Raw genomic sequence first — 21,978 nt, forward strand, 5'->3', positions numbered from 1 at the left:
CCGACCGAGAAGATCGAACCGTCAAAAGAGCCAAACATCACTGCCCTTTCAACTCCTTCCAGGCCTCGATGAACTGAAGCAAGCCGCTGTCGAAAACTGCGTAACTCATTGAATCTCAAGGAGTTTTCCGTTTCGACTGCGCCGGAAGTGGGGCGAATTATAGACCTCCAGAATCTGCCGTCAACCGTTAATTTCAGTTTTCTGTTGAGTCCATGAAAAAGCCTGCTTATATATAGACGCAGTGTCAGCGAATGCGCAGCATGTTGCCCAACAACGCCTCTTACCTAAGGATGATGCCTCGCAATGACTGACCCACTTCTTAGATCATCCTCCATGCCTGGCTCCCGAATTCGCCCTTCCCCAGCCCCCCTGCTCAATCCAGGCGAGACCGTGGTTCTGTTCGACGGTGTCTGCAAGCTGTGCAACGGCTGGGCGCGCTTCCTGATTCGCCACGACAACCGGCACCGGGTGCGCCTGGCGGCGGTGCAATCGCCGGAAGGTCAGGCATTGCTGGCATGGGCCGGTCTGCCGGTGGATCAGTTCGACACCATGGCGGTGATTCGCGACCAGCATTACTCGGTACGCTCGGAGGCATTCTTCGAAGTCGTCGCGCAATTGCCTGCCCGCTGGTGGCCGGTCAGACTTCTGCGAATTTTCCCGCGAGCACTCAGGGATTGGGCCTACGACCGCGTGGCACTGAACCGCTACCGGATCTTCGGCAAGTACGACACCTGCCTGTTGCCCAATCCCGATCACGAACGCCGCTTTCTCAAATCGCCAATGTGAATGCCCCGCTACAACATCAGTTGCAGCCACTGCCCCGGCGTCATCTTCGTCACCATCATCAAGACAATCACGAACATACCGAGAAAACCGCAAACGCCCATCCAGAACCACTGGCGATAACCGGCCCGGTACTCGTCCGCCAGACGAGTACCACACACGACCGCACTCTCAGCCATCCGCTGTAGGCGCTTCTGCAGCACCAGCACTGGCAGCCAAAGCGAGCCCACTATAAAGAAGAGGATCAGCGACATCAGCACCCAATCCGCGGTCAAGGGCAACCCGGTGAGCCTTGTCAGCCAATAACCTGTCGCAATCTGGATAAAACCGGCCGGTGTTGTGATCCAGGCATCGTAGCGCACCACCATTCGCGCCACATGCGCAATCACCTGCGGATTGGCCGTGCGACTGGCGGCGATCAGGTACAGATAGGAACCCATGCCGAAACCGAACAGGAAAATCGCGGCAATGACATGCACGTACTTCAGGCACAGATAGAGCATGCTCAGGGCTGCCCATCAGAAAAGTGCACCGCCAGGCTCAGGTTTTGCGGATCGTTGATCGCGGCCATGTATTCGTCGACGTTGATCTCGCCAACGCAAGGACGGGCACCCGGTTCGGGCAAGTAACCTCGGGCGATCTTCACGGCCAGGGCGACTGCGGCGCAGCTCGGGATCTCCGGCCCCTTGTCATTCAGCGCGGTCAATTGCGCCGTCATCGACAACGGCTGGTCATTCAGGTCGACACCCTGCACATCTATATACATCGCACTTTTGCCATCGCCGAAACGTTCGAACCACGTCCCCCAGCGATGCAACCGGGCGGCCCACGCCATGTGGTCACGCACCAGCCCCTTCCTCATCGCCAGAGCAAACAGATAATTGGCCACGCCGCCGAGCTTCAGACCAGCCCCGGCCTTGAAGCTCAAAGTGTGCGCACCAAACCGGCTGGCGAAAATATCCATGTCCGGCACATCAACATTGGCCAACGCACGCGTACCAAGATTTTGCAGCTTGCGCAGGGTCAGATCCTCCCACCCCATCACTTCATGTACACGACCATTTCTGAGCTGGCGAATCGGTTTGCCCGCATACGCGAGCACACCCTCGATCGTCGACAACCCCGGCATCTTCGCTGACGAGGAAATACCGTGTTCGATGGAGTCGATGCGTTTGAACCGATAGCGCTGCTCATCGATGATCGCCGACGACAGCGTCGGCACCGAACTGCAGCCACTGAGGAGGGCGACACCCGCCTGCCGGGCCCGGGCATCGAGCACGCCGATGCCATTGACGAATGTCCGGCAATCCGCCAGATCGCAATAGTTGACGCCCGCCTCGATGCAACTCTCCGCCACCGCATAGGATTGCCCCTGAAACGGGCCGCCGGTGTGAATCACCCACTGAATGTTCATCGCGCGCAGAGCTGGGACGAACCCGGCACCCATGGCATCGCCGCACCAGCTCTCGCAGGTCGCGCCCAACTCAGCGACCTTACGCGCCAGCTTCTGGGGATCGCGCCCCGAGATCGCCAGTTCGATGCCCGGTGTGTCGATCAGATGCAGACAAACAATACTGCCAAAGTTTCCATACCCGCCAACCACCAACACCCTGAGTACCATCAACGCTTCCCTGAACAATTCAACTACTGACCCATAACCGGGTTCGGCGCAGCTTCCCTGATATCTCTGGGCCAGGCAAGTCTGCGCCCATGAGCAGCGATGTAGTAACGTCAGCGCATCGACAACGGAGGTTGATATGAGCAAACGAATCATCGTCATCGGCGCGGGAATCGTCGGCGCGTCACTGGCCTATCACCTTGCCGCGAAAGGTGCAAAAGTGGCTGTGATCGAGGCCGGTGAGATTGCCTCCGGTGCGACGGGCCGCTCCTTCGCCTGGATCAACACTTCGCTCGGCGGTCCGGACTCTGTTGCGCCGCTGCGCGCAGCGGCCATCGCAGAATACCGCCGACTCGAATCCGAACTGCCGGGGCTGAAGGTGCGCTGGACCGGTGCTCTGTCTTACGGCGATGGCTGGTTTCAAGCACCTTCTATACATAGCGCGCAGATTCTCGACCTTGAACCCAATCTCAAACATCCTCCAGAACGCGCGTTCCTTGCCGCCGAAGAAGGCGCGCTGGATGCCGTGCAGGCAACGCACGTCTTGATCGCCGGTGCCCAAGACCATGGCGCGACGGTTCTCACACAAACTCCGGTGGTTGGCTTCCAGATTTTCAACGGTCTGGTCACCGGCGTGATCACTGCAACAAGTGAGCTCGATGCCGACATTGTCGTGCTGGCAGCGGGAACCGCGACCCCGCAGTTGGCAGAACAGCTAAGCGTCAACTTGCCCATCGAAGCCTCACCCGCAATATTCATCCGCTACAAAACCCAGCCTCAGCGAGTGAACACGATCATCTCCAGCCCTCAAATGGAAATCAGGCAAGACGCCGACGATACGCTGCTGGCGGCGGAAGACTATATAGATGAGGCGCCGCAAAACAGCGCGCAAGCCATCGCGCTGAGAACAGCCAAAGCCATTCAGCACGAACTGCACGGGGTGATATCCATCGAGCCGGAACTGGCGTGCGTCGGCCTCAGACCAATGCCTGTCGATGGCATTCCGCTCATTGGCTATCTACCGAACATCAGTGGTGTATATCTTTGCGTGATGCATCCGGGCGTGACATTGGCGGCGGTCGTGGGGCGACTGGTGGCCGAGGAGATCGTCGATGGCCGCTTTGCGACTGCGTTGGCGCCCTGTCGGCCAGAACGATTCCGGTCACCGGCTTGAGTGATTCAGCCGTGATGACATGCGGCGGTGGCGACCGCGTTTTCATCTGAAGCACAGCATGCGTTCTGCCCTCTTCACGTGCCTACGCGCACTCAATCATAACGTCAGCGTCAAGCGCGGGCCCACTTCAAGCCATCCTGCGTTTAAAGATTTTTTGCCTGGTGTTTAACCGACACCCTGAGTTACGTACTGAAGGCTACAACGCCTTGCGCCGTTGCCTACGACTACGCCAGAATCCGCCGGCTTCTGCGCCTGGAGGGCTGTCGGTAACTTGGGTCGGTCACTGATTCGCAGTGATCGAATTTAGTAGCCGTGGTGTTTTTCAGATGTGAGGTAAATCATAACCTTGCCTATTTCTTCCTCTTTTGACGCTCGTATTGACATATCGATAAATCTCGATATTCTCGGCTCATGGAATTACTCGAAATATTCAAAGCCCTCTCCAACCCTACGCGCCTTGAAATCTTGAAAGGCCTGAAGGACCCCGTTAAGAACTTCCCTCCGCAGGATGAAGGAGACGTTCTCACGGTGGGGGTCTGCGTAAGTAGTATTCAGGAAGGCATCGGGCTGTCGCAGTCAACGGTGTCTGGTTATCTTGCAACGCTGCAACGAGTGGGCTTGGTCGAGGTCAAGCGCATCGGTCAATGGACTTACTACAAACGCAATGAAGCCACTATCAGTGCGCTTGCCGAGATCATAGGGACAGATCTCTAATTTTTTACCGCACAATATCGAGATATCTCGATATTCCTTTTTATCGATACAAGGATTCACAATGAAAGCATTGATGCTTAAATCATTTGGCGGCCCGGAATCGTTCGAACTCTGCGACGTGCCCAAGCCAGTGCCGGGTGCGGGACAAGTCCTGGTGCGGGTACACGCAACCTCCATCAACCCCTTGGATTATCAGGTTCGACGTGGCGACTATTCCGACCTGGTGCAACTGCCGGCCATTACCGGACACGACGTCTCGGGGGTTGTCGAAGAAGTCGGGCCGGGGGTGACATCCTTCGCTCCGGGAGACAATGTCTGGTACACCCCGCAGATATTTGAAGGGCCAGGCAGTTATGCCGAATACCACGTTGCGGCCGAAAGCATTATCGGGAAGAAGCCGCCATCGCTGAGCCATCTCGAAGCAGCAAGTCTGACCCTGGTTGGCGGTACGGTGTGGGAAGCACTGACCGGGCGTGCAGCGCTCAGAGTGGGAGAAAGCATCCTGATCCACGGCGGCGCGGGAGGCGTAGGTCATGTCGCGATCCAGGTGGCTAAGGCCATTGGAGCGCGGGTCTTCACGACCGTGCGCGAAGCGAACTCCGAGTTTGCACGAGGCATGGGGGCTGATGTGGTCATCGACTATGAAAAGGAGGATTACGTCGACGTCATCAATCGGGAAACGGATGGCCGCGGAGTTGATGTGGTGTTCGACACCATCGGCGGCAATACGTTGGCGCGAAGCCCCGACGTGCTCGCTCAACTCGGCCGCGTGGTCTCGATTGTGGACATTGCCCAGCCGCAGAACCTCGTTCAGGCCTGGGGCAAGAACGCGAGTTATCACTTCGTTTTCACCAGACAGAACCGGGGCAAACTTGATGAGCTGAGCGCATTGGTAGAGCGGGGTCAGCTACGGCCACACGTTGGCGCTGTCTATTCGCTCGCCGACATGGCGATCGCCCATGCCCGGTTGGAAAGCCCCAACAACGGCATTCAAGGAAAAATCGCGATTGCAGTCGAGCCATCGCTCATTTCGTAAGTGCTTACTTTTAACCGTTCGAGTTATATGAGAGGAACTCCATGATTTATGAAATCGCTCTGCTCCCCGTCCACAAAGAACGCATTGAAAATTTCAGAAGTGCATTTGCCGAGGTCGCTCCCCTGCTCACCCGTGCAAAGGGTTACGGCGGCCACTTGCTGGCGAAAGGGATTGAAAGCCCCGAGCGGTTCAACCTGATAGTGCGCTGGGCTTCACTTGAAGATCACACGCCGGGCTTCGAAGAGAGTGAAGACCATCGGATATTCATGATGGGCCTGGAGGAATATTTTTCGGAAGAACCGAGGGTCTACCACATTGAAGGGGCTGCTTTTTCTGCTGGCGAACAGGTAGTTGCCGATATCGTAGACTAGAGCGACTGACTGCTTTTAGCCAACTGGCTTCTGTCGTGAGCGCCTGCTATGGGTCGAGAGCGATCATTCTCCAGCGTCCGCTTTTGGCCGGAAGCGGCCCATCAACTTACTTGCTGCCTGTGATTGCTGCTTCTTGTCTGCCAGTATTTGGCATTCAAGCGTTTCACCCTTCATGGAAGTTGTGAATCGGTCACAAGGCTGAGAGGCTAGAGTGTCGTTTACCATAAGGACATACGGAAATGAGCAAGCAAAAAATTTTGGTTACTGGGGCTGCTGGCCATATCGGCAGAGCTTTTTGGATAGCGCGAGACGATAAATCAGATCTGCGCCTGGCCGATTTAGACGTATCAAAACTTCCTGACTCGGTCCAACGTTTCTCTCTCGACATCAGGGATCAAGCCAGTTGCCTTGAAGCCTGCGAAGGCATAGACACAGTGATTCATCTCGCTGCTGATCCGAACGCAGACGCTGAATTCACGTCTTCACTGCTGCCTGTAAATATTGTCGGCACCTACAACATGCTGTTTGCCGCAAAAACTCAAGGCTGCAAACGCTTCATATTTGCGAGCAGTGCGCAGGCGATTGAAGGTTATCCAAAGGATGTCCAGGTACATGAATGGATGGCCCCCAGACCCGGCAACCTTTACGGGGTCAGCAAGGCGTTTGGCGAGGCACTGGCTTCGATGTATGCCAACGATGGGCAAATAACAACAATCGCAGTCCGTATTGCAAACGTAGCCGAATTTCACCCTGGGGAAACCCACAGCCCTCGGGACGTAGCTGCATTTATCAGCTATCGGGATGTCGTCGCGTTGCTTGGGCGTTGCGTTGAGGCCGATCTGATCGGATTCCACATTGTCCATGGGGTTTCAGATAACCGCTACAAACGCCTTTCGATTGATAAGACCAGAAAAGCCATTGGGTACGCGCCCCTCGACGACGCTTTTGAGATTCTGGAAGGACAGGCTCCAGCTGATTGATTGCCGGTGCCTTTCAGTTTACCGGAGCACAAGCGATGTAGCTTTGCTGAATTAACGGTGGGTGTCTTTATGCAAGATTAAAAATCGATTAGACAGACTGATTTCGAGCAAGAAAACAGTCCCCACCGTGATTTCAGTTCACAACTATTTTTCTTCAGCAAAGATTTCAACAAGCCTGGCAACCGATGCTCCGCCCGAAAAACCCACGTTGCCGACGGGAATGGTTCCTCCCGTCGCTTCAATGATTTTCCCTACCCAGACAGGCTCGAAGCCACCGCACAGTTCTATGAACTGAACGCCATCCTTGACCAAATCTACGGCAACTTGAACAGCGTCGTGTTGCTCGGGTACAGCGACGATCGTATTACGCCGGCCCGCGCGGTCGATGACGAATCGATCGGTTTCGGGGTTGGTTTCCGGTGCTTCAAAAATAAATGCCCAACTGACCATCTAACTAATCTCCATGCTGAGTAAGTCACAGAGAAACCGCCAGGCGGGTGACCACTTGGCTGAAGTTGTTTTTTTCTCTGCGGTGGTTACACTCTAAAACCTCAAGAATGCTTGAGGTCAATAGCCATGCAGGAAAGAATTACTGACCATCAAAACCTGAGTGTGGGCCAGGTCGCAAAACGAAGCGGTCTCTCTGTCTCCACGCTTCATTTTTATGAGTCGAAAGGCTTGTTGGCGTCTCAGCGCACAGCCGGCAATCATCGGGTTTATGCGCGTGGCACGCTTCGCCGGATCGCGATCATTCGAATCGCGCAAGCCAGCGGGATTTCGCTGGCGGAAATCAAGACTGCCCTTGAACCCATCCCCCATGACCGGAAGGCTTCAGCCAAGGAATGGGAGACGGTGTCGAAAGACTGGGCATCCTCCCTGAAGCGCCGCATCGAACAACTGACAAAGCTGTCGACCAGTCTGGAGGGCTGCATTGGCTGCGGTTGTCTGACCATGGGTGAATGCCCGCTACTCAATCCACAGGATTCGCTGGGCGAAAAGAATTCGGGTGCCGTGATATTTGATCAGGAACTTGAGAAAAGGCTGAATACGTAATCAGCCCTTTGAGTTCCCAGAGTGAAAAGCGAAGAAGTCAGACCGGGCCAAACCTCATAACTCAATGAATGAAAGGGGGATTCAAGTGTGAGGCGCCGCTTCTGGCGTGGCGACCGAGTTTTCAACTAAAGCGCGGTGGATGGCTGGCAATGCGTTCTGGCCTCCCATTCTTCACGTGCCTGTACGCACTCAATCACAACGTCAGCGTCATGCGCGGGCCGACTTCCCACCATCCTGCGTTTAACGGTTTTTGCCTGGCGTTTAACAGACACCCCGCGTTACGCCCTGAAGGCTACAACGCCTTGCGCCGTTGCCTACGACTACGCCAGAATCCGCCGGCTTGTGCGCCTGGAGAGCCATCGGTAACTTGGGTCGGTCACTGATTCTCAGTGATCGGGTTTAGTAGCCCGTGGTAAATGAAAGCGCATGCGCGTCCGTCAGACAGGTATTTCCTACCTGCACTTGATGGCGGCTGTGTGTAGGGCGCCCTCGGGCGCGCCGGCTTTCTTCTTTTCCCCGGTCTACTAACCTGCGCACAGCTGCCACCCCCTGTTTAGTAGCTCGGAGTGGCCGCCAACAAACAGGAAAAAGAAGAACATGGTCAAAGTAACGCCAAACCCGCCAGACATCGATCCGGCCTCCCCCTACGAATCTCTCGATTCAAAGAAACTCCACGAAGCCGCCGAACGCGCCCTCGACCACTACCTCAGCCCTTCCGCCGCGATCATGGCAACCCCTTACCAAACCAACAGCATGTTTCTCGTCAATCCCGACACCGACACCGAATCCCTTCTCGCCAACGCCTGCGAATCACTCGCCTCGGCGACGGTGATGCTCGGGGATGTGGCTGCACTGGTGGCAGGACCGATGCGCAAAACGCTGTTGGGGATTGCGCAGGTGGTGATGCTTGGGGAGTTAGCGGTGAATCGGGCGCTAGATAGGGTTGAGTTGGTGAAGTAGGTGACTGGTCCGTGGCGGGACATTTTCGTCACGGACGTTTACGAACGGCGGATTTCGGCCAGAAGCGGACGTTCGCACCCGACCGCTGACGGCCAGAAGCAGCCTCCCAGAAAGCTAACGCTGAGTGGTCACTCGTCAAACAAGGTCCAGCCATGGCAAATGCCGGCAAAGTCTTTTGCCGTAAAAAATAATGTCAGTTCCTTTGGGTCAAATTCTTTGTAAAGCCAATGCCCAGAAATCGGTCCTCTCCTTATCACGTATTCCAAGCGGTATTTTTGAACAGGTCCAAAACTGAAGGAGCGTGAATTCAACTCAAACCTGTCACCTCTGTTGAGCGCCCATAGCTTTTCAACAAGGCAATCATCAAGCACCACCTCTCCGGCTACCTCAACGAGATACTTTGAATGAAGTTTCTGTTGAAGCCTAACGCTTCTGGCCATACATCAACCTACCTATGAGCAGTCCGAGCATCGGCGCAATAATACTGGAACATGATGATGACCGCTTTGGGTTGAAAAAAGTTAGCCTTGGACGTCCGCTTTAGACCTGAAGCAGCCCCACCCTACCGCCCGGAAAACAGCGCCAACCGACAAGCCAAGCCAAAAAACACCGCCCCCAACACCTGATTCAACCGCCGCGCGATCCGCGCATTACTCGCCAGCTTGTTCCCAACCTTGCTGGCCAAAACAATCACCGCCCCATTCACCAGCAATCCGATCACATTCAGGATTGTCGCAAACACCAACATCTGCAGCACCAGCGAGCCTTTCCCCGGATCAATGAACTGCGGAAACAACGCCAGCACAAACAGCGCCATTTTCGGATTGAGCAGATTGGTCACCAATCCTTGGCGGAAGATACGCAGCAACGGGGTGGCTGGCAGGGTTTCGGTTGTGGCCAAGGGTGATACGTCGCTGGTGAAGGCTTTCCACGCCAGGAATGCCAGGTACGCGGCGCCGGCGAAGCGGATGATGTCGTAGGCGGCGGGCACGGTGGCGACCAGTTGCGACAACCCGAGGGCGGCTGCCAGTGCGTGGCAGTAGGTGCCGGCCTGAATGCCGGCGAGGGAGACGAAGCCCGATGCGCGGCCCTGGCTCAGGCTTCGGGAGGCGATCAGCAGCATGTCCGGGCCGGGGGTCAGGGCCAGCGCGAAGCAGGCGCCGGCGAACAGGAGTGCTACGGAAAGATCGATCATGGGGGGCCTCGGCGTTTTTATTGTCTGGGTCGCCTTGCGGGCGAGTCGAGGCAGTTTACCGAACGGTAAATCCCGTGGGGAGGCTCATTCGGAAAGTGTGATGTCGCGGCCTTTTCGATAGCGAATCGACTACCCTTCGCCACTGAAGCCTCACGCTCGAATGACTACTAAAGGGCATAACCATGTCGATCTACGCAATGACCCTCCCTCGTTTCACCCAAATGCTGCGCTCCCTGACAGCGATCCTGTCCAAAGGCGAGGCCTGCGCCGTTGAGCGCGGCTATGACCCGCAGGTTCTGCTCGAAGCACGTCTGGCGCCGGACATGCACAATCTCGCCACGCAGGTTCAATACACCTGCACCCAGGCACAGGACACCGTGCAACGGCTGACGCAACAACCGCTGACCAAGCTCACACCGCCCGCAAACATGGCAGCGGCGAAGGCGTTGATCGAAAGAACACTGGAGATGCTGGCGGCTGCGGATCCGGCGCAGATTGACGCAAGCGCTGAGCGACAGATCTCAATCGAGTTGCCCAACGGCATCGCCTTCGACATGAGCGGCAGCGAATTCGCCGTGGACTGGGCAATGCCACAGTTCTACTTCCACCTGATCACGGCGTACAACATCCTGCGCCACAATGGCGTGCCGCTGGGCAAGGCGGATTATGTGCAGCACATGTTTGCTTATCTGCGGAAGTGATTGCAGGTCAGGCTTCGGGGTCAATCAGGGTTGACCCGGAGCTCTTGCAGAAGAAATTCCAGTGACTCCACCGCACCGTGATGACTCTGCGCCGAGCGCTGCGTATCCCATGACATCGCATCGTCCACACAGAAATCACCCACACATTCCACGTTCAGATCCTCATCGAGCAGTCCGAGCGGAATCCACACGTAAGGCGATTCGCGAAGTGGATTCGGCACGGTCGAACCGCATTGTGCGCAGAAGTCGTTCCTGTAGCCGCTGGGTTTGACCCAAATGCTGATCGCGTCCTGCCCTGCCTCCCAGCAAAAATCCCGAGCGTTGACCAGCGTGGCGAGGTTGAACCCGACACCGGTTTGCTTACGGCACAGAGAGCAATGGCAGCGATAGAAAAAGCGCGGTTCCACGGTAAGGGAAAAGCGTACTGCGGCGCAAAGACACTGCCCTGTTGTCATGGGAATCTCCTTGGAAAAACAATTGATCAGACGCTGGCATCAGGTTTAGAAACAAGCGCGCCGGCAGAACCTCCGGTTACTCACAGAATGTATTGCGCCACGCGTTGACAGCGATTTGAATGGAACAGTCTATCGATATGGCGATTCTTCCCTTTGCGCTCATAGCCTAACTCAGCTTTTCGACCAAAACCGTGTTCGCCTCAATAGTCATATCGCCAAAGTCGCCCTCTAGAGATAGAACGTTTTCAACAAAGCTGACCCCTTCCAGCTCTCCGAGAACGCGAGAATTTTGAATGTGCAGAGCACCGAGTCTGATGGTCAACTCGGCGCCATCGACATTCCACGCCGTCAGTTTGCATCGACAGCCGTCATTCAGGCTGACGACCATTTCGAAACAGCGATGCGCCTGATCCAACGTGAACGATAAAACGTCGCTACTTTCGAGCGTTTGTACATCCATACTGAGTTTCTTATGTTCAAAAGCGCATTCTAACTCTCTGCTAGCGCCCGGCCATGACTCAGATAAAAAAAGAACCGAGGACGCCCCCCCCCGCGCATTCCAGGCAGCCTGGAACGCTTACGACATGGCGGCTTGGCGCATCCGAGCACTGGAGAATGTGACCCTGACCAATCCGCGCACAGGTGAAGCCATCCTGCGCAACCAGCCGTATTCCTTATATGTGCACCGCAAAAAATTTTCCGCTCTGCTCTGCATCCGTTTCACTCCCTGCTCCGTACATTCAACACCCTCATTCGAAGGGTCGAAGAATCAAGGAGACGCACCATGCACATGCTCATCAAACGCCTTGCTGTCGCTTGCTTCACCCTGCTCTGCCTCGGCGCCGGATCCAGCTTTGCCGCCGATACCGTGATGGTTGGCGGCGCGGCCATGTATCCGACCAAGACCATCGTCGAAAACGCAGTCAACTCCAAGGATCACACGACACTGGTCGCTGCGGTCAAGGCCGCCGGGCTGGTGGATACGCTCAACAGCAAGGGACCGTTCACCGTCTTCGCCCCCACCAACGAAGCCTTCGCAAAACTGCCCGCCGGCACAGTCGATACATTGGTCAAGCCTGAACACAAGGCGGATCTGACCAAGATCCTGACTTACCACGTCGTCGCCGGCACTCACACGGCCAAACAGCTGATGGACGACGCCAAAATGCACGGCGGCAAAGTGATGCTGAAAACCGTCCAGGGCGAATCGCTGACCGTGATGCTGCACGACGGCAAGCTATGGGTGCAGGACGCCAAGGGCGGCAAAGCTGCCGTTACCATCGCTGACGTCATGCAATCCAATGGCGTGATTCACGTGGTCGATACGGTGCTGATGCCGAATTGACTGGCTGACTTGGCGGGTACTCATCAAAGAGTCCCGCCAAAGTCACGATTGAAAGAACTACCGACTCACGCCGAACGTTTTTCCACCCAGCGCCGATATTGCCGGGTGCGAAACGCCATGGCGATCTGCTGCAAAATCAGCGCCCGCAACGGTGACACGCTCGGATCAGGCTTTTGCGCCCGACTCAGTTTACCCAGCTGAAACTTCACCACCGCCATGTTCGCCAGCGCGGCGATGGCCTTGTTTTTCCAGGTGATCGGCGGCAATTGCGGGGCGTTGTCCTTACCCTGCTGCCAGTCGCGCGGCAGGTGCGGATCGATAGCCAACGCGGTACCGATGCCGACCATGTCCACCCCACTCTGCACGACGCTTTCGGCAACCGGACGACGGCGGATGCCGCCGGTGACCATCACCGGCATTTTCGCAACGGTCTGAATATCCCGAGCAAATTCGACGAAATAGGCCTCGCGAGCCAACGTGCGACCATCGCGCGCCTCACCCTGCATGGCCGGGACTTCGTAGCTGCCGCCGGACAGTTCCACCAGATCCACGCCCAGACCGTTGAGCAGTTCAACGACCTTTTTCGCATCGTCAGCGGTGAATCCGCCGCGCTGGAAATCGGCGGAATTAAGTTTCACCGCTACGGCAAACTCTGCAGAAACCACCGCCCTGACTGCCTTGACGACCTCGACCAACAACCGCGCGCGGTTCTCCAGTGAGCCACCCCACTCGTCCGTCCTTTGATTGGTCAGTGGCGAGAGAAACTGGCTCAACAGATAGCCGTGGGCGGCGTGGATTTCCACGCCAGTGAAGCCGGCCTGTTCACCCAGGCGTGCGGTGCGCGCAAAGCGCTGGATGACGTCCTTGATCACACTGGCGGTCATGGCGTGGGGCGTGGCGAAACGCTTGGACAGTTTGCCCAACTCCAGCGCCACGGCGGATGGAGCCCAGGTTTTCTGCCCGAGGTTGGACTGCATCTGGCGCCCCGGATGATTTATCTGCAACCAGAACTGCGCACCGGCAGAACGGCCAATCCGCGCCCAGCGCTTGAACTTGTCCAGTTGCTGATCATCCTGCAACACCACGCCCCCCGGGCCGGTCATGGCGCGGTCGTCGACCATCACGTTGCCGGTGATGATCAGCCCGGCACCACCGTCGGCCCACGCTTGATACAGACGCATCAGTTCGGCGGAGGGCGCCTGGTCGGCGTCCGCCATGTTTTCTTCCATGGCGGCTTTGGCGATGCGGTTCTTGATGGTCGAACCGTTGGGTAAGGTCAGGGGGTCGAACACATTCATGGGGTAGTCCTCAACTGGAGATGAGGCCACCATAAGATTGAAGTCAACTTTAAGGTCAATAGCCTTTTTTAGCTGATTCGCGCTTCAAAGCGCTACATCGCGACGCTCTGCTGCGCTCACCAGACCTTGTTCGCGCAGACGATTTATCAGCATTTGCGCATTGTCCGCACACGCCACGCCCATGGGTTTGTCTTCAATGCCCTGGATGACGAGCTGAAGTTGCGCTTTGTTCTGCGCCAGGCGCTGCTGCAGCACTTCGATTTCATCGACCTTTTGCTTCAAGCCACTGAGCAACTGGTCGTGCTGCCAACCGCTGGCATTCATCGGCATCAACTGACGGATTTCCTCCAGGGAGAAACCCGCCGCCTGCGCACCAGTGATGATCTGCAATACCCATTGGGTGTCGGGAGCGTAATCGCGATAGCCGTTGGCTTTGCGCGCGACCGAAGTGATCAACCCGCTCGCCTCGTAAAAACGGATACGCGACGGCGCCAGCCCGCTGATTTTCGCCAGTTCACCGATTCTCATGTCCGACTCCGCAAGAACGTTAACCTTGAAGCTGACTTTAAACCTGAAGGGGTGTAAAAGCCAACACGGCAGATCAAGCCAACAGCTCAGTCATCCACTGCACCTGTCGCGCAACCTCTTCCAGCTTCTCCTCGGGCACAGCCTGGCGCGCCTGTTTGAAGCTGTTCAGGGTTTTCTGTTTCTGCCTTAACGAGCGCTGCCATTTGGCGAGGAATGCCGGGCTGCGCGCCTGCATCTGCAACGGGCCGAAGTACAACTGTTCGGCGCTATAGCTCAGCGGTCCGCAGCGCTCGGCGACGATGATTTCGTAAAAGAAGCGGTTTTCCTGCAGCACTTCCTCGTCGAGGATGCGGTAGCCGTTGTCCATCAGCCATTGGCGCAGAGGTTGTTCGCCGCCGTTGGGTTGCAGGATCAGCCGTTCGTGCCCGCTCATGCGCGCCTTGCCGCTGTCGAGGATGTCGCGAATCGTCTCGCCGCCCATACCGCAGAGGCTGATCGCGGTAATCCCGTCGGACGGCTCGATCGCCGCCAGACCGCTGGCCAGACGCACGCTGATGTGCTGCTGAAGATCGTTGTCGCGCACCGTGCGCACCGCGGCATGGAACGGCGTCAACGCCACTTCACCGGCCACCGCCGCAACGATGGCGCCACGGCGCATCAGGGCCACCGGCAGATAGCCGTGATCCGAGCCGATATCCGCCAACCGCGCGCCGTCCGGTACATGCGCCGCCACCCGCTCCAGACGCATGGACAATGTGTGTTCGTTCAACTGCCGCCCTCTTCCCCAGCCATCGCCGGCGCTGCTGGCCGGACAAGGGGCGCGACTGTAGCGGGCAATGCTGGGTATTTCAAATGCGGGCAAGCGCGGTCTTGTTCGGATTCGGCCTGTTATAGCACGGGCAAGACATCCGCTATCTTCTTTGCAACCGGTCTACTAACCTGCGCGCAGCCGTACCTCAAAACAACAAACGCATTCATGGAAGACATCAACCTTGAAAACAGCTCTCGGCGCCCTGCTTCTGATTGGCCTCTCCACCAGCGCACTCGCGGATTCCCACCCCATCGGCTTCCACAGCACAACCCTGCCAGACCCGCAGCGGCCGCTGGAAATGGTTGTCTGGTACCCGGCGACAACCCATGCAACCGCACAAGTGATCGACGACAGTCCGGTGTTCGTCAGTGCCTCTGCCGTGCGCGATGCGCCGCCGACTGCCGGCGAGCACCCGCTGGTGGTGCTTTCCCATGGTTATCGGGGCAACTGGAGCAACCAGATGTGGCTGGCCAGTGCCTTGGCGGATCAAGGTTACATCGTCGCGGCGGTCAACCATCCCGGCAGCACCACCCATGATCGCAGTCCGCAAGCAGCGGCGCAGTTGTGGCAGCGGCCAGTTGATCTGCGGCGGGTCATCGAAGCCGTTGTGGCGCAGCCGGGAAAATTTGGCGCAGTGGCGCCGCAGCGGATTGCCGTCGTCGGTCATTCGCTCGGTGGCTGGACGGCTCTGGAAATCGCCGGCGCACGCTTCGACCCCGAGCGCTTTGCCGAGGACTGCAAAGCCCATGCGCAGCTCGCCAGTTGCAGCGTCTACCGGCAGATGAATCCCGCCAGCACCGCGCAAGGCAAAGCCGACCTGGCGGCCGACCGGCGCTACAAACCGGTCAGCGCCATCGTTTCGCTGGACCTGGGCCTGTCACGCGGCTTGACCGACGCAAGCCTCGCGGCGCTCCCCGTACCGGCACTGGTGATTGCCGCCGGCGCACCTTCCGAAGATCTTCCGGCGCAACTGGAGTCCGCCGATCTGGCCAAGCGCCTGCCAGCGGCTACCACGCGTTATGTCGAGATCAACGACGCCACCCACTTCAGCTTCACGTCGATCTGCAAACCGGGCGCGATCGAGATGCTCGAGGAAGACGCACCGGGCGATGGCGTCATTTGCCAGGAACGCGACAATGCGCGACCGCGTGAAGTGATCCAGAAGCAGGTGGTGGCGCTGATCAGCGACTTTCTGGCGACGTCGAAGCCATGATCCGGTCAGCCGTTTGATCCTGCATCGCTGCAAGCGACTCGCCAAATCGCTCCGAGCCGGTTTTAATGCGCGCTTGATGGGCATATGCCCGGCTCCCCTTCACCGAGTAGAAACATGAACCGCCAAAAGAAACTGCAGCAGTTGTTCAAGGAAAAGGCCAAAAAAGCCAGCGCCAAACTCGCGCCGAAAAAGCCCAAGTACATCAGCAAGGCTGACCGCGCGAAAATGGCTGCTGAAGCGGCGGCAGAACCGGTTGAGACCGGCGAAAACGCTTTATAAAAACGCTGAAATATTGCTCATTGCCCGCGTGACGTAGAGTTCTTTCTCGCCAACCGGTGCCACATAGTGAAGCGCGCTGCGTGCGGCCTCCACACCAGCAAGACGGGCAATGAACCAGGCCGCCAGGTACTGCGAAGATAAGCACCCGCCTGCGGTGGCGACATTGCCATTGGCCACGAACGGCTGGTTGAGCACGGCAACGCCAGCCTCTTCCACCCAGGGTTTGCTGATCAGATCCGTACAGGCCGGTACCTCGCTCAGCAGGCCGAGCTTCGCCAGAATCAACGTGCCGGAACACTGGGCACCCAACAATTGGCGAGCCGGATCAAGCTGCAGACGCGACATCAATTCGGCATTCGCCACCACGTCCCGGGTCATCCGCCCGCTTCCCACCAACACCGCGTCCGCGTCGCTTGCCTCCTCCAGTGACGCCTGTGCCTCAATCACCAGGCCATTCATCGAGCGCACCTTGTCCGTGGGACTGGCGACAGACACGCGCCAACCGGGGTGTTGGACCCGGTTGAGAATGCTGAACGCGATCAGCGAATCCAGCTCGTTGAAACCTTCAAAGGTCAGGATGGCGATGTGCATGATGAGCCTCGAGCTTGATGGACGATGCTGCATCGTAAGAGCAGAGAATCACGACAATCAAAAAAGAGAATCACGACAATCAAAAAATTGTCATGGCTACATTTTCAGCTGTAGCCGAGGGGCGCTGTAGCTTTCAGCCAATGCCTGTAGGACAGTTACCTGCATCGAATAATGAAAAGGCCAACCCTCCATGAAGCCGCTGGATCTGACGCGTTTCGACCTCAATCTTCTGGTGGTGCTTGAGGCGCTTTGGGCGGAAAGGCACGTCGGTCGTGCGGCGCAGGTGCCGACGCTGATCCTGAAGCCCGAGGAAGACAAGCTGATCGGCAAAGAGGCTGCAGCGATTCTGCTGAAGGGCATAAAGGCAGCGCAGGAAGTCGTCATGCCGAGAACCGGGCATATGTTCAGGTTTTCGCATCCGGCGGCGTATTCGCTGGAGGTCAGGAAGTTTCTGCAGCGGGTCGAGCTTTGAGTGTATTTGGGGCCGTCAGATGCTGCGGGCCATATCGATCCGAATTGCCGTTTATTGTTGCAGCCACTAGCCTCACCAAGCCAAAAGCACAAATCAGAGACCAGCATGACCGTACGCCCCGCCACGGATAGTGACCAGGTAATCCTCCAAAGCAAGGGCATCGGCTCGCGCATTCTAAAGAAGCTCCAGCTGCAAGCCGCTGCCCGCCAGGTGCCCTTGCAATTGGGCGCTTTTCGCACGAATACTTTGGCGCAGAAGCTCTATGAGAAATCGGGCATCTGACAACAGCAGCCGTGATCCGAATCCATCCGTGAAAAAGATCTTCCCTGATTCAACCTATAAGGACATTCAATGCCACGCGCTCTGCAATTCGAACAAGTCGATGTATTCGCCAATCAACCCTACGAAGGCAATGCACTGGCAGTGGTGGTGAATGCCGATGAGCTGACAACCGAGCAGATGCAAGCGTTTGCCCGCTGGACGCAACTCAGTGAGACTACTTTTCTGCTGAAGCCCGAAACGCCGGGAGCGCATTACCGCGTACGCATTTTTACACCGCTGCGAGAACTGCCCTTCGCTGGCCACCCCACCCTGGGCAGCTGCAAAGTGTGGCTGGCCCACAACGACAACCCTGAGCATGTCGAGATTATTCAGGAGTGCTCGGCAGGTTTGATTCGGGTACGCAAGCAAGGCCCGCAACTGGCTTTCTCCGCGCCACCGCTGGTGCGCAGCGGACCGCTGGAGGCAGTGACATTACGCCTGATCGAACAAGGGCTTGGCCTCGCCGCCGGGCAGATCCGCGCGAGCCAATGGGTAGACAACGGCCCGGGTTGGGCGGGCGTGTTGCTGGCGAGTCGCGAAGAAGTACTGGCGATCAAGCCTGATTACGCGGCGCTGCAGGGGCTGAATGTCGGCGTTATGGCGCCGTGGGCAGGGGCAGAAGCTGAAACGGACGTGGAAGTCAGAGCCTTCATCGGCGAGGAATGCACCGAAGACGCCGTCACCGGTAGCCTCAATGCGAGCCTGGGTCAGTGGCTGATCGGCGCAGGCATCCTCAGCGAGCGCTACACCGTCAGCCAGGGCACCACCCTGGGCCGCCGCGGCCGACTGCACATCGAAAGCGTTGACGGCACCGTCTGGGTGGGCGGAGCCGTTCAGCACTGTATTTCCGGCCGGGTGGTTTTTTGATGAAGCATGGAATCCGGGGCGATTAATCCCGCGATAAACACAACCCCGCGCCGGAGTCCAAGGCGCTCAAATGTGCAGCCAGGCCAGCGATCCCAGCATGACGCCGACACCGGCGGCGCCAAACGAGACGCGCCGCAGCCATTCCTTGCGCGTCAGCAAGGTAATGGCTGCCAGTGAAATGGCGATTTGAATCGCCGTCATGGCCTGGGCCCAGCGGTGATGCTGGTGCAGCACCTGCTCAGATTTTTCCTCCCACTCGCGCGCCTGTTGCTCAAGCACTTCGGCCTTCTTGCGCGCCTCCTCTTTCTGCTCCCCGTAGCGTCGCGCCTCGGCAGCATAGTGGGCAGAATCCAGCCCCGGCAGATGGCTGGCCAGATCCGACAGGTTCTGCCGACTGGACTTGGCCTGGTAGTAGTTCCATTCGTTGGCGGCTTCGGTCTTCTGGATAGCGGCGTTGTTTTTGTCCATGGCCGCTTCACTTTCCGTCGAACCGGCCTGATAACTCATCAGGGCGCCGACGGTCGCCATGATCGCCGTCATCACCGCAATCTTGCTGGCAAAGCGATCGCCCAGTGCATGGGCATGATGGGTGGTGTGCTCGATATGTTGCTCGTGGGGGCTGGGGACTTCGAACTCTTCAGGCATGGCTGTCGAACTTGGATGGGTAATTGGAGATGGGCGGCATTATGAGGACAACCACAGCGAAACACGCAAGCCACTCTGCGAGCCCACCCTGCTCACCTGAAATTTTCCGCCGTGCCCGGTTCGATCACCTAACCTCATAGATTGTGTGATCAACGAGAACCGGCCCCTCTCATGCGCAACACATTGAAGTCATTGTTTTTTGTCGCGCTGACCGTGCTTGTTCCAAGCGGTTCGGCGCTGTGGGCGGCGGATTTACCGGCGCCCACAGCGACCACTGCGGCACCGCTGGTGGAAGTCTCACAAAGTGATCTGCAAGCCCTGCAAATGCGCCTCGACGGGCTGAAGCAGCAGATTTCCGCCGCCAACAACTACAACCAGCTCGAAGGCCCGCAAGACCGGGTACAGACGTTCATTCTGGACATCGATCGGTTATCGGCGGCGTTGTTGCCGCAGCAAGCTCAATTGACGGTGCAACTGGGGGTGCTCGGCGCAGCGCCGGATACGCAGATCGCCGCCGAACAAGCGGAAATCGCCGCACAACGGGCGATGCTCAGCGAACAGAAAAACAAGGTCGACGCCACGCTCAAAAGCCTTGCCGCGCTCAAACAAAGCGCGGCTGATCTGATCACGCAAATCGCCGGCATCCGCCGCACGCTGCTTGAAAGCGAATTGACCCTGCGCACCGACAGCGTCCTGAGCCCTGACTTCTGGTCGCCATTGGTGTCGCCAGAGCCGGATGACCGCCAGCGCCTGAATTTTTTCATCAATCAGGTGAACCTCACCTGGGCCACGGTCTGGGCGCCCGGCCAGCGGTTTTTCACCTGTGTGCTGGTGCTGCTGGCGCTGGCTTTCTGGACGCTCGGCCGGCGACTCGCCGAGCGCGGCCTGACCTGGGTTTGCATCCACCGCATGCCGGAGGGGCGCCTGCGCCGCAGCGCGCTGGCGTTCGCCTCGGCGCTGGCGACCCTTGGCACCACGGCCATCGCCCTGCACCTGCTGTTCTACGCCTGCACCCGCCACGAACCGCTGACGCCGGTGTTACAGACTTTTTCCGAGGAATTCGAAAAAGCCGTTTACGCCTGCGTCCTGATCACCGCGTTGAGCCGCGCACTGCTGTCGACCAAACATCCCTCATGGCGGCTGCCGGCGATTGCCGACTCGGTGGCGCTGGCCCTGAGACCCTATCCAAGGATTCTCGCGACCATCCTGCTGGTGCTGGTGACGCTGGTGCAGGTCAGCAATGCCACCGGCATGACCAGCCAGATCGTGACAGCCCTGCGCGGGGTGGTCGCAATCATGGTGATCGCGATTCTGGTGCCAATGCTCTTGCGCATCGGCAAAGTACGCAAGGCGTTGCTCACCACCAATGACCCTACCGCCGGCAACACGTTTGCCGGGGTGATCTACACCATTGCCGCAGTGTCCATTTGCTTGTCGGCGCTGGCCTTGCTCACCGGCTACGTGTCGCTGGCCCGATTCATCACCTTTGAACTGGTGTGGGGCTATATCGTGTTGTCCGGGTTTTATCTGCTGATCCAGGTGGTCAAGGACGCCTGCGAATACCTGTTCTCGCCGCGCTACTCGGCCGGCAAGACCATCAAACAGACCCTGGGCATGGGTGACCGGCGGCTGGAGCAGATTTCGATTGTGCTGTCCGGTGCCAGCCGCGCCGGGCTGCTGTTGCTGGCGGTGATTACCCTCTTCGTCGGCGGCATCGGCACCACGTTCGGGCAGTTGACCAGCAATGTCCTCGGCATCCTTGGCGGCGCCGGGTTGCGCAAGCTGAACATCGTCCCCGCGCATTTGATCAATGCCGTGCTGGCACTGCTGATCGGCATCTACCTGATCCGCGCCCTGCGCCGCTGGCTCGACAACGAGTTCCTGCCCAAGACCGACATGGACCCGGGCATGTGCGCGTCGCTGAGTACGCTGTTTTCCAACATCGGTTATGCCACGGTCATCCTCCTGACGCTGTCGTCGCTGGGCGTGCGCTGGACCAATCTGGCGTGGATCGTCAGTGCGCTGTCGGTGGGGATCGGCTTCGGCCTGCAGGAGATCGTCAAGAACTTCGTCTCCGGGCTGATCCTGCTCACCGAGCGCCCGGTGAAGGTCGGCGACCTGATCAGCATCAGCGGCGTCGAGGGCGATATCCGCCGAATCAACGTGCGCGCCACGGAAATCCAGCTCAGCGACCGCTCCATCGTCATCGTGCCCAACTCACAGCTGATCTCGCAGAACCTGCGCAACGTCACCCTCGGCGGCAGCGCCCAAGGGGTGGCGAGCCTGGAGCTGATGTTCCCGCTGGACATCGACCCCGAACAGGTCAAGGAACTGCTGCTGAACACCTACCGCGAAAACGAAAACATCCTCGACAAACCAGCGTCGTACGTACGCTTCAGCAAACTCTCGCCGGATGGCATCACCTTGACGGTGACCGGCTACGTCGGCAGCCCGCGGATTGTCGGCGGGACCAAGAGTGATCTGCTGTTCGAGATTCTCAAGCGGCTGAGCGCCGAGGGCATCGCGCTGGCCAAACCGCCAGCGACGTAATTCTCCTTGCAAGAGTTG

At 58.0% G+C, this 21,978-nt stretch carries 28 protein-coding genes; 16 read left to right on the forward strand and 12 right to left on the reverse strand.

All coding sequences use genetic code 11. The features are described 5' to 3' along the window. Positions 1 to 333 precede the first annotated feature (333 nt). The gene (locus AC27VU_RS25275; RefSeq protein ID WP_488725152.1) at positions 334 to 786 is read left to right on the forward strand and encodes a thiol-disulfide oxidoreductase DCC family protein; all 453 of its coding nucleotides are present in this window, start codon (positions 334 to 336) and stop codon (positions 784 to 786) included. An 8-nt stretch (positions 787 to 794) separates the two neighbouring features. Here AC27VU_RS25275 and AC27VU_RS25280 read toward each other — a convergent pair whose 3' ends face one another. After that, positions 795 to 1,286, reverse strand: a complete 492-nt coding sequence (locus tag AC27VU_RS25280; RefSeq protein ID WP_488725153.1) for a DUF2269 family protein — start codon at positions 1,284 to 1,286, stop codon at positions 795 to 797. A 2-nt stretch (positions 1,287 to 1,288) separates the two neighbouring features. Then, entirely contained in the window at positions 1,289 to 2,404 is a 1,116-nt protein-coding gene (locus tag AC27VU_RS25285; protein WP_488725154.1) for a saccharopine dehydrogenase family protein, read from the reverse strand. 136 nt (positions 2,405 to 2,540) lie between these two features. On the opposite strand from AC27VU_RS25285, the gene AC27VU_RS25290 reads away from it, so the two are divergent. From AC27VU_RS25290 to AC27VU_RS25310, 5 genes are all read left to right on the forward strand, one after another. After that, the gene (locus AC27VU_RS25290; protein WP_488725155.1) at positions 2,541 to 3,575 is read left to right on the forward strand and encodes an NAD(P)/FAD-dependent oxidoreductase; all 1,035 of its coding nucleotides are present in this window, start codon (positions 2,541 to 2,543) and stop codon (positions 3,573 to 3,575) included. A 411-nt stretch (positions 3,576 to 3,986) separates the two neighbouring features. Further along, positions 3,987 to 4,289 (forward strand): ArsR/SmtB family transcription factor, encoded by a 303-nt coding sequence (locus tag AC27VU_RS25295; RefSeq protein ID WP_003224321.1) that lies wholly within the window; start codon positions 3,987 to 3,989, stop codon positions 4,287 to 4,289. A 61-nt stretch (positions 4,290 to 4,350) separates the two neighbouring features. Beyond that, the gene (locus tag AC27VU_RS25300; RefSeq protein ID WP_488725156.1) at positions 4,351 to 5,325 is read left to right on the forward strand and encodes a zinc-dependent alcohol dehydrogenase family protein; all 975 of its coding nucleotides are present in this window, start codon (positions 4,351 to 4,353) and stop codon (positions 5,323 to 5,325) included. A 41-nt stretch (positions 5,326 to 5,366) separates the two neighbouring features. Continuing rightward, positions 5,367 to 5,696, forward strand: coding sequence for an antibiotic biosynthesis monooxygenase family protein (locus AC27VU_RS25305; RefSeq protein ID WP_003224317.1), 330 nt, complete (start codon positions 5,367 to 5,369; stop codon positions 5,694 to 5,696). A gap of 239 nt (positions 5,697 to 5,935) precedes the next feature. Then, positions 5,936 to 6,676: an NAD-dependent epimerase/dehydratase family protein gene (locus AC27VU_RS25310; RefSeq protein WP_488725157.1), complete on the forward strand. Its 741-nt coding sequence runs from the start codon at positions 5,936 to 5,938 to the stop codon at positions 6,674 to 6,676. A gap of 144 nt (positions 6,677 to 6,820) precedes the next feature. Here AC27VU_RS25310 and AC27VU_RS25315 read toward each other — a convergent pair whose 3' ends face one another. Continuing rightward, positions 6,821 to 7,126, reverse strand: coding sequence for a DUF6506 family protein (locus AC27VU_RS25315; protein WP_003224312.1), 306 nt, complete (start codon positions 7,124 to 7,126; stop codon positions 6,821 to 6,823). Between the two features lie 126 nt (positions 7,127 to 7,252). On the opposite strand from AC27VU_RS25315, the gene soxR reads away from it, so the two are divergent. Together soxR and AC27VU_RS25325 are read left to right on the forward strand one after the other, a co-directional pair. After that, a complete protein-coding gene (gene soxR / locus AC27VU_RS25320) occupies positions 7,253 to 7,729 on the forward strand; it encodes a redox-sensitive transcriptional activator SoxR (RefSeq protein ID WP_103486166.1) in 477 nt (158 codons plus the stop codon). A 597-nt stretch (positions 7,730 to 8,326) separates the two neighbouring features. After that, a complete protein-coding gene (locus AC27VU_RS25325) occupies positions 8,327 to 8,689 on the forward strand; it encodes a DUF6124 family protein (RefSeq protein ID WP_488725158.1) in 363 nt (120 codons plus the stop codon). Positions 8,690 to 8,817: 128 nt separating this feature from the next. Here the strand turns inward: AC27VU_RS25325 and AC27VU_RS25330 are convergent, their stop codons facing one another. Next, a complete protein-coding gene (locus AC27VU_RS25330; RefSeq protein WP_488725159.1) occupies positions 8,818 to 9,129 on the reverse strand; it encodes a hypothetical protein in 312 nt (103 codons plus the stop codon). A gap of 122 nt (positions 9,130 to 9,251) precedes the next feature. Then, positions 9,252 to 9,884, reverse strand: coding sequence for a LysE family translocator (locus tag AC27VU_RS25335; protein ID WP_400496492.1), 633 nt, complete (start codon positions 9,882 to 9,884; stop codon positions 9,252 to 9,254). Between the two features lie 182 nt (positions 9,885 to 10,066). Here AC27VU_RS25335 and AC27VU_RS25340 point away from each other — a divergent pair, with 182 nt between their 5' ends. Next, positions 10,067 to 10,585: a DUF1993 domain-containing protein gene (locus AC27VU_RS25340; RefSeq protein WP_400496491.1), complete on the forward strand. Its 519-nt coding sequence runs from the start codon at positions 10,067 to 10,069 to the stop codon at positions 10,583 to 10,585. A 20-nt stretch (positions 10,586 to 10,605) separates the two neighbouring features. Here AC27VU_RS25340 and AC27VU_RS25345 read toward each other — a convergent pair whose 3' ends face one another. Further along, a complete protein-coding gene (locus AC27VU_RS25345) occupies positions 10,606 to 11,040 on the reverse strand; it encodes a GFA family protein (RefSeq protein ID WP_400496490.1) in 435 nt (144 codons plus the stop codon). A gap of 166 nt (positions 11,041 to 11,206) precedes the next feature. Further along, a complete protein-coding gene (locus tag AC27VU_RS25350; RefSeq protein WP_003224302.1) occupies positions 11,207 to 11,500 on the reverse strand; it encodes a hypothetical protein in 294 nt (97 codons plus the stop codon). Between the two features lie 324 nt (positions 11,501 to 11,824). On the opposite strand from AC27VU_RS25350, the gene AC27VU_RS25355 reads away from it, so the two are divergent. Then, positions 11,825 to 12,385 (forward strand): fasciclin domain-containing protein, encoded by a 561-nt coding sequence (locus AC27VU_RS25355; RefSeq protein ID WP_003224301.1) that lies wholly within the window; start codon positions 11,825 to 11,827, stop codon positions 12,383 to 12,385. Positions 12,386 to 12,450: 65 nt separating this feature from the next. Here AC27VU_RS25355 and AC27VU_RS25360 read toward each other — a convergent pair whose 3' ends face one another. From AC27VU_RS25360 to AC27VU_RS25370, 3 genes are all read right to left on the reverse strand, one after another. Next, positions 12,451 to 13,683, reverse strand: a complete 1,233-nt coding sequence (locus tag AC27VU_RS25360) for an NADH:flavin oxidoreductase/NADH oxidase family protein (RefSeq protein WP_488725160.1) — start codon at positions 13,681 to 13,683, stop codon at positions 12,451 to 12,453. A gap of 84 nt (positions 13,684 to 13,767) precedes the next feature. Beyond that, positions 13,768 to 14,211, reverse strand: coding sequence for a MerR family transcriptional regulator (locus tag AC27VU_RS25365; protein ID WP_488725161.1), 444 nt, complete (start codon positions 14,209 to 14,211; stop codon positions 13,768 to 13,770). A gap of 73 nt (positions 14,212 to 14,284) precedes the next feature. Then, positions 14,285 to 14,980, reverse strand: coding sequence for a tRNA (adenine(22)-N(1))-methyltransferase (locus AC27VU_RS25370; RefSeq protein WP_488725162.1), 696 nt, complete (start codon positions 14,978 to 14,980; stop codon positions 14,285 to 14,287). A gap of 223 nt (positions 14,981 to 15,203) precedes the next feature. On the opposite strand from AC27VU_RS25370, the gene AC27VU_RS25375 reads away from it, so the two are divergent. Further along, complete coding sequence (locus AC27VU_RS25375) at positions 15,204 to 16,235, forward strand: alpha/beta hydrolase family protein (RefSeq protein WP_488725163.1); 1,032 nt, start codon at positions 15,204 to 15,206, stop codon at positions 16,233 to 16,235. A 114-nt stretch (positions 16,236 to 16,349) separates the two neighbouring features. Then, positions 16,350 to 16,514, forward strand: a complete 165-nt coding sequence (locus AC27VU_RS25380; protein ID WP_103520754.1) for a DUF2986 domain-containing protein — start codon at positions 16,350 to 16,352, stop codon at positions 16,512 to 16,514. Here the strand turns inward: AC27VU_RS25380 and AC27VU_RS25385 are convergent. Beyond that, on the reverse strand, positions 16,509 to 17,105 hold the full coding sequence (locus tag AC27VU_RS25385; protein ID WP_488725164.1) for a DJ-1/PfpI family protein: 597 nt from the start codon (positions 17,103 to 17,105) through the stop codon (positions 16,509 to 16,511). The genes AC27VU_RS25380 and AC27VU_RS25385 overlap by 6 nt on opposite strands. 190 nt (positions 17,106 to 17,295) lie before the next feature. Between AC27VU_RS25385 and AC27VU_RS25390 the strand changes: the two genes are divergently transcribed. The 3 genes from AC27VU_RS25390 to AC27VU_RS25400 all read left to right on the forward strand — a co-directional run bounded on the left by AC27VU_RS25390 (position 17,296) and on the right by AC27VU_RS25400 (position 18,765). Next, a complete protein-coding gene (locus tag AC27VU_RS25390) occupies positions 17,296 to 17,577 on the forward strand; it encodes an alpha/beta fold hydrolase (RefSeq protein ID WP_488725165.1) in 282 nt (93 codons plus the stop codon). Positions 17,578 to 17,682: 105 nt separating this feature from the next. Beyond that, the gene (locus AC27VU_RS25395; RefSeq protein WP_262143199.1) at positions 17,683 to 17,859 is read left to right on the forward strand and encodes an N-acetyltransferase; all 177 of its coding nucleotides are present in this window, start codon (positions 17,683 to 17,685) and stop codon (positions 17,857 to 17,859) included. 69 nt (positions 17,860 to 17,928) lie between these two features. Beyond that, entirely contained in the window at positions 17,929 to 18,765 is an 837-nt protein-coding gene (locus AC27VU_RS25400; RefSeq protein WP_488725166.1) for a PhzF family phenazine biosynthesis protein, read from the forward strand. Positions 18,766 to 18,831: 66 nt separating this feature from the next. Here AC27VU_RS25400 and AC27VU_RS25405 read toward each other — a convergent pair whose 3' ends face one another. Continuing rightward, on the reverse strand, positions 18,832 to 19,410 hold the full coding sequence (locus tag AC27VU_RS25405) for a DUF4337 domain-containing protein (RefSeq protein WP_473019459.1): 579 nt from the start codon (positions 19,408 to 19,410) through the stop codon (positions 18,832 to 18,834). A gap of 171 nt (positions 19,411 to 19,581) precedes the next feature. Between AC27VU_RS25405 and AC27VU_RS25410 the strand changes: the two genes are divergently transcribed. Next, positions 19,582 to 21,960, forward strand: a complete 2,379-nt coding sequence (locus AC27VU_RS25410) for a DUF3772 domain-containing protein (protein WP_488725167.1) — start codon at positions 19,582 to 19,584, stop codon at positions 21,958 to 21,960. Positions 21,961 to 21,978 lie beyond the last annotated feature (18 nt).

The organism is Pseudomonas sp. 14P5.3.2 (genome assembly GCF_057799175.1).

Bases quoted from the DNA above. Each gene is read 5' to 3' on its own strand.
- AC27VU_RS25350 (WP_003224302.1), bottom strand. From the start codon at position 11,500: ATGGATGTACAAACGCTCGAAAGTAGCGACGTTTTATCGTTCACGTTG.
- AC27VU_RS25410 (WP_488725167.1), top strand. From the start codon at position 19,582: ATGCGCAACACATTGAAGTCATTGTTTTTTGTCGCGCTGACCGTGCTT.
- AC27VU_RS25335 (WP_400496492.1), bottom strand. From the start codon at position 9,884: ATGATCGATCTTTCCGTAGCACTCCTGTTCGCCGGCGCCTGCTTCGCG.
- AC27VU_RS25390 (WP_488725165.1), top strand. From the start codon at position 17,296: ATGAAGCCGCTGGATCTGACGCGTTTCGACCTCAATCTTCTGGTGGTG.
- AC27VU_RS25285 (WP_488725154.1), bottom strand. From the start codon at position 2,404: ATGGTACTCAGGGTGTTGGTGGTTGGCGGGTATGGAAACTTTGGCAGT.
- AC27VU_RS25395 (WP_262143199.1), top strand. From the start codon at position 17,683: ATGACCGTACGCCCCGCCACGGATAGTGACCAGGTAATCCTCCAAAGC.
- AC27VU_RS25315 (WP_003224312.1), bottom strand. From the start codon at position 7,126: ATGGTCAGTTGGGCATTTATTTTTGAAGCACCGGAAACCAACCCCGAA.
- AC27VU_RS25325 (WP_488725158.1), top strand. From the start codon at position 8,327: ATGGTCAAAGTAACGCCAAACCCGCCAGACATCGATCCGGCCTCCCCC.
- AC27VU_RS25280 (WP_488725153.1), bottom strand. From the start codon at position 1,286: ATGCTCTATCTGTGCCTGAAGTACGTGCATGTCATTGCCGCGATTTTC.
- AC27VU_RS25290 (WP_488725155.1), top strand. From the start codon at position 2,541: ATGAGCAAACGAATCATCGTCATCGGCGCGGGAATCGTCGGCGCGTCA.
- AC27VU_RS25275 (WP_488725152.1), top strand. From the start codon at position 334: ATGCCTGGCTCCCGAATTCGCCCTTCCCCAGCCCCCCTGCTCAATCCA.
- AC27VU_RS25345 (WP_400496490.1), bottom strand. From the start codon at position 11,040: ATGACAACAGGGCAGTGTCTTTGCGCCGCAGTACGCTTTTCCCTTACC.
- AC27VU_RS25310 (WP_488725157.1), top strand. From the start codon at position 5,936: ATGAGCAAGCAAAAAATTTTGGTTACTGGGGCTGCTGGCCATATCGGC.
- AC27VU_RS25400 (WP_488725166.1), top strand. From the start codon at position 17,929: ATGCCACGCGCTCTGCAATTCGAACAAGTCGATGTATTCGCCAATCAA.
- AC27VU_RS25330 (WP_488725159.1), bottom strand. From the start codon at position 9,129: ATGGCCAGAAGCGTTAGGCTTCAACAGAAACTTCATTCAAAGTATCTC.
- AC27VU_RS25295 (WP_003224321.1), top strand. From the start codon at position 3,987: ATGGAATTACTCGAAATATTCAAAGCCCTCTCCAACCCTACGCGCCTT.
- AC27VU_RS25340 (WP_400496491.1), top strand. From the start codon at position 10,067: ATGTCGATCTACGCAATGACCCTCCCTCGTTTCACCCAAATGCTGCGC.
- soxR (WP_103486166.1), top strand. From the start codon at position 7,253: ATGCAGGAAAGAATTACTGACCATCAAAACCTGAGTGTGGGCCAGGTC.
- AC27VU_RS25300 (WP_488725156.1), top strand. From the start codon at position 4,351: ATGAAAGCATTGATGCTTAAATCATTTGGCGGCCCGGAATCGTTCGAA.
- AC27VU_RS25385 (WP_488725164.1), bottom strand. From the start codon at position 17,105: ATGCACATCGCCATCCTGACCTTTGAAGGTTTCAACGAGCTGGATTCG.
- AC27VU_RS25380 (WP_103520754.1), top strand. From the start codon at position 16,350: ATGAACCGCCAAAAGAAACTGCAGCAGTTGTTCAAGGAAAAGGCCAAA.
- AC27VU_RS25405 (WP_473019459.1), bottom strand. From the start codon at position 19,410: ATGCCTGAAGAGTTCGAAGTCCCCAGCCCCCACGAGCAACATATCGAG.
- AC27VU_RS25305 (WP_003224317.1), top strand. From the start codon at position 5,367: ATGATTTATGAAATCGCTCTGCTCCCCGTCCACAAAGAACGCATTGAA.
- AC27VU_RS25355 (WP_003224301.1), top strand. From the start codon at position 11,825: ATGCACATGCTCATCAAACGCCTTGCTGTCGCTTGCTTCACCCTGCTC.
- AC27VU_RS25365 (WP_488725161.1), bottom strand. From the start codon at position 14,211: ATGAGAATCGGTGAACTGGCGAAAATCAGCGGGCTGGCGCCGTCGCGT.
- AC27VU_RS25360 (WP_488725160.1), bottom strand. From the start codon at position 13,683: ATGAATGTGTTCGACCCCCTGACCTTACCCAACGGTTCGACCATCAAG.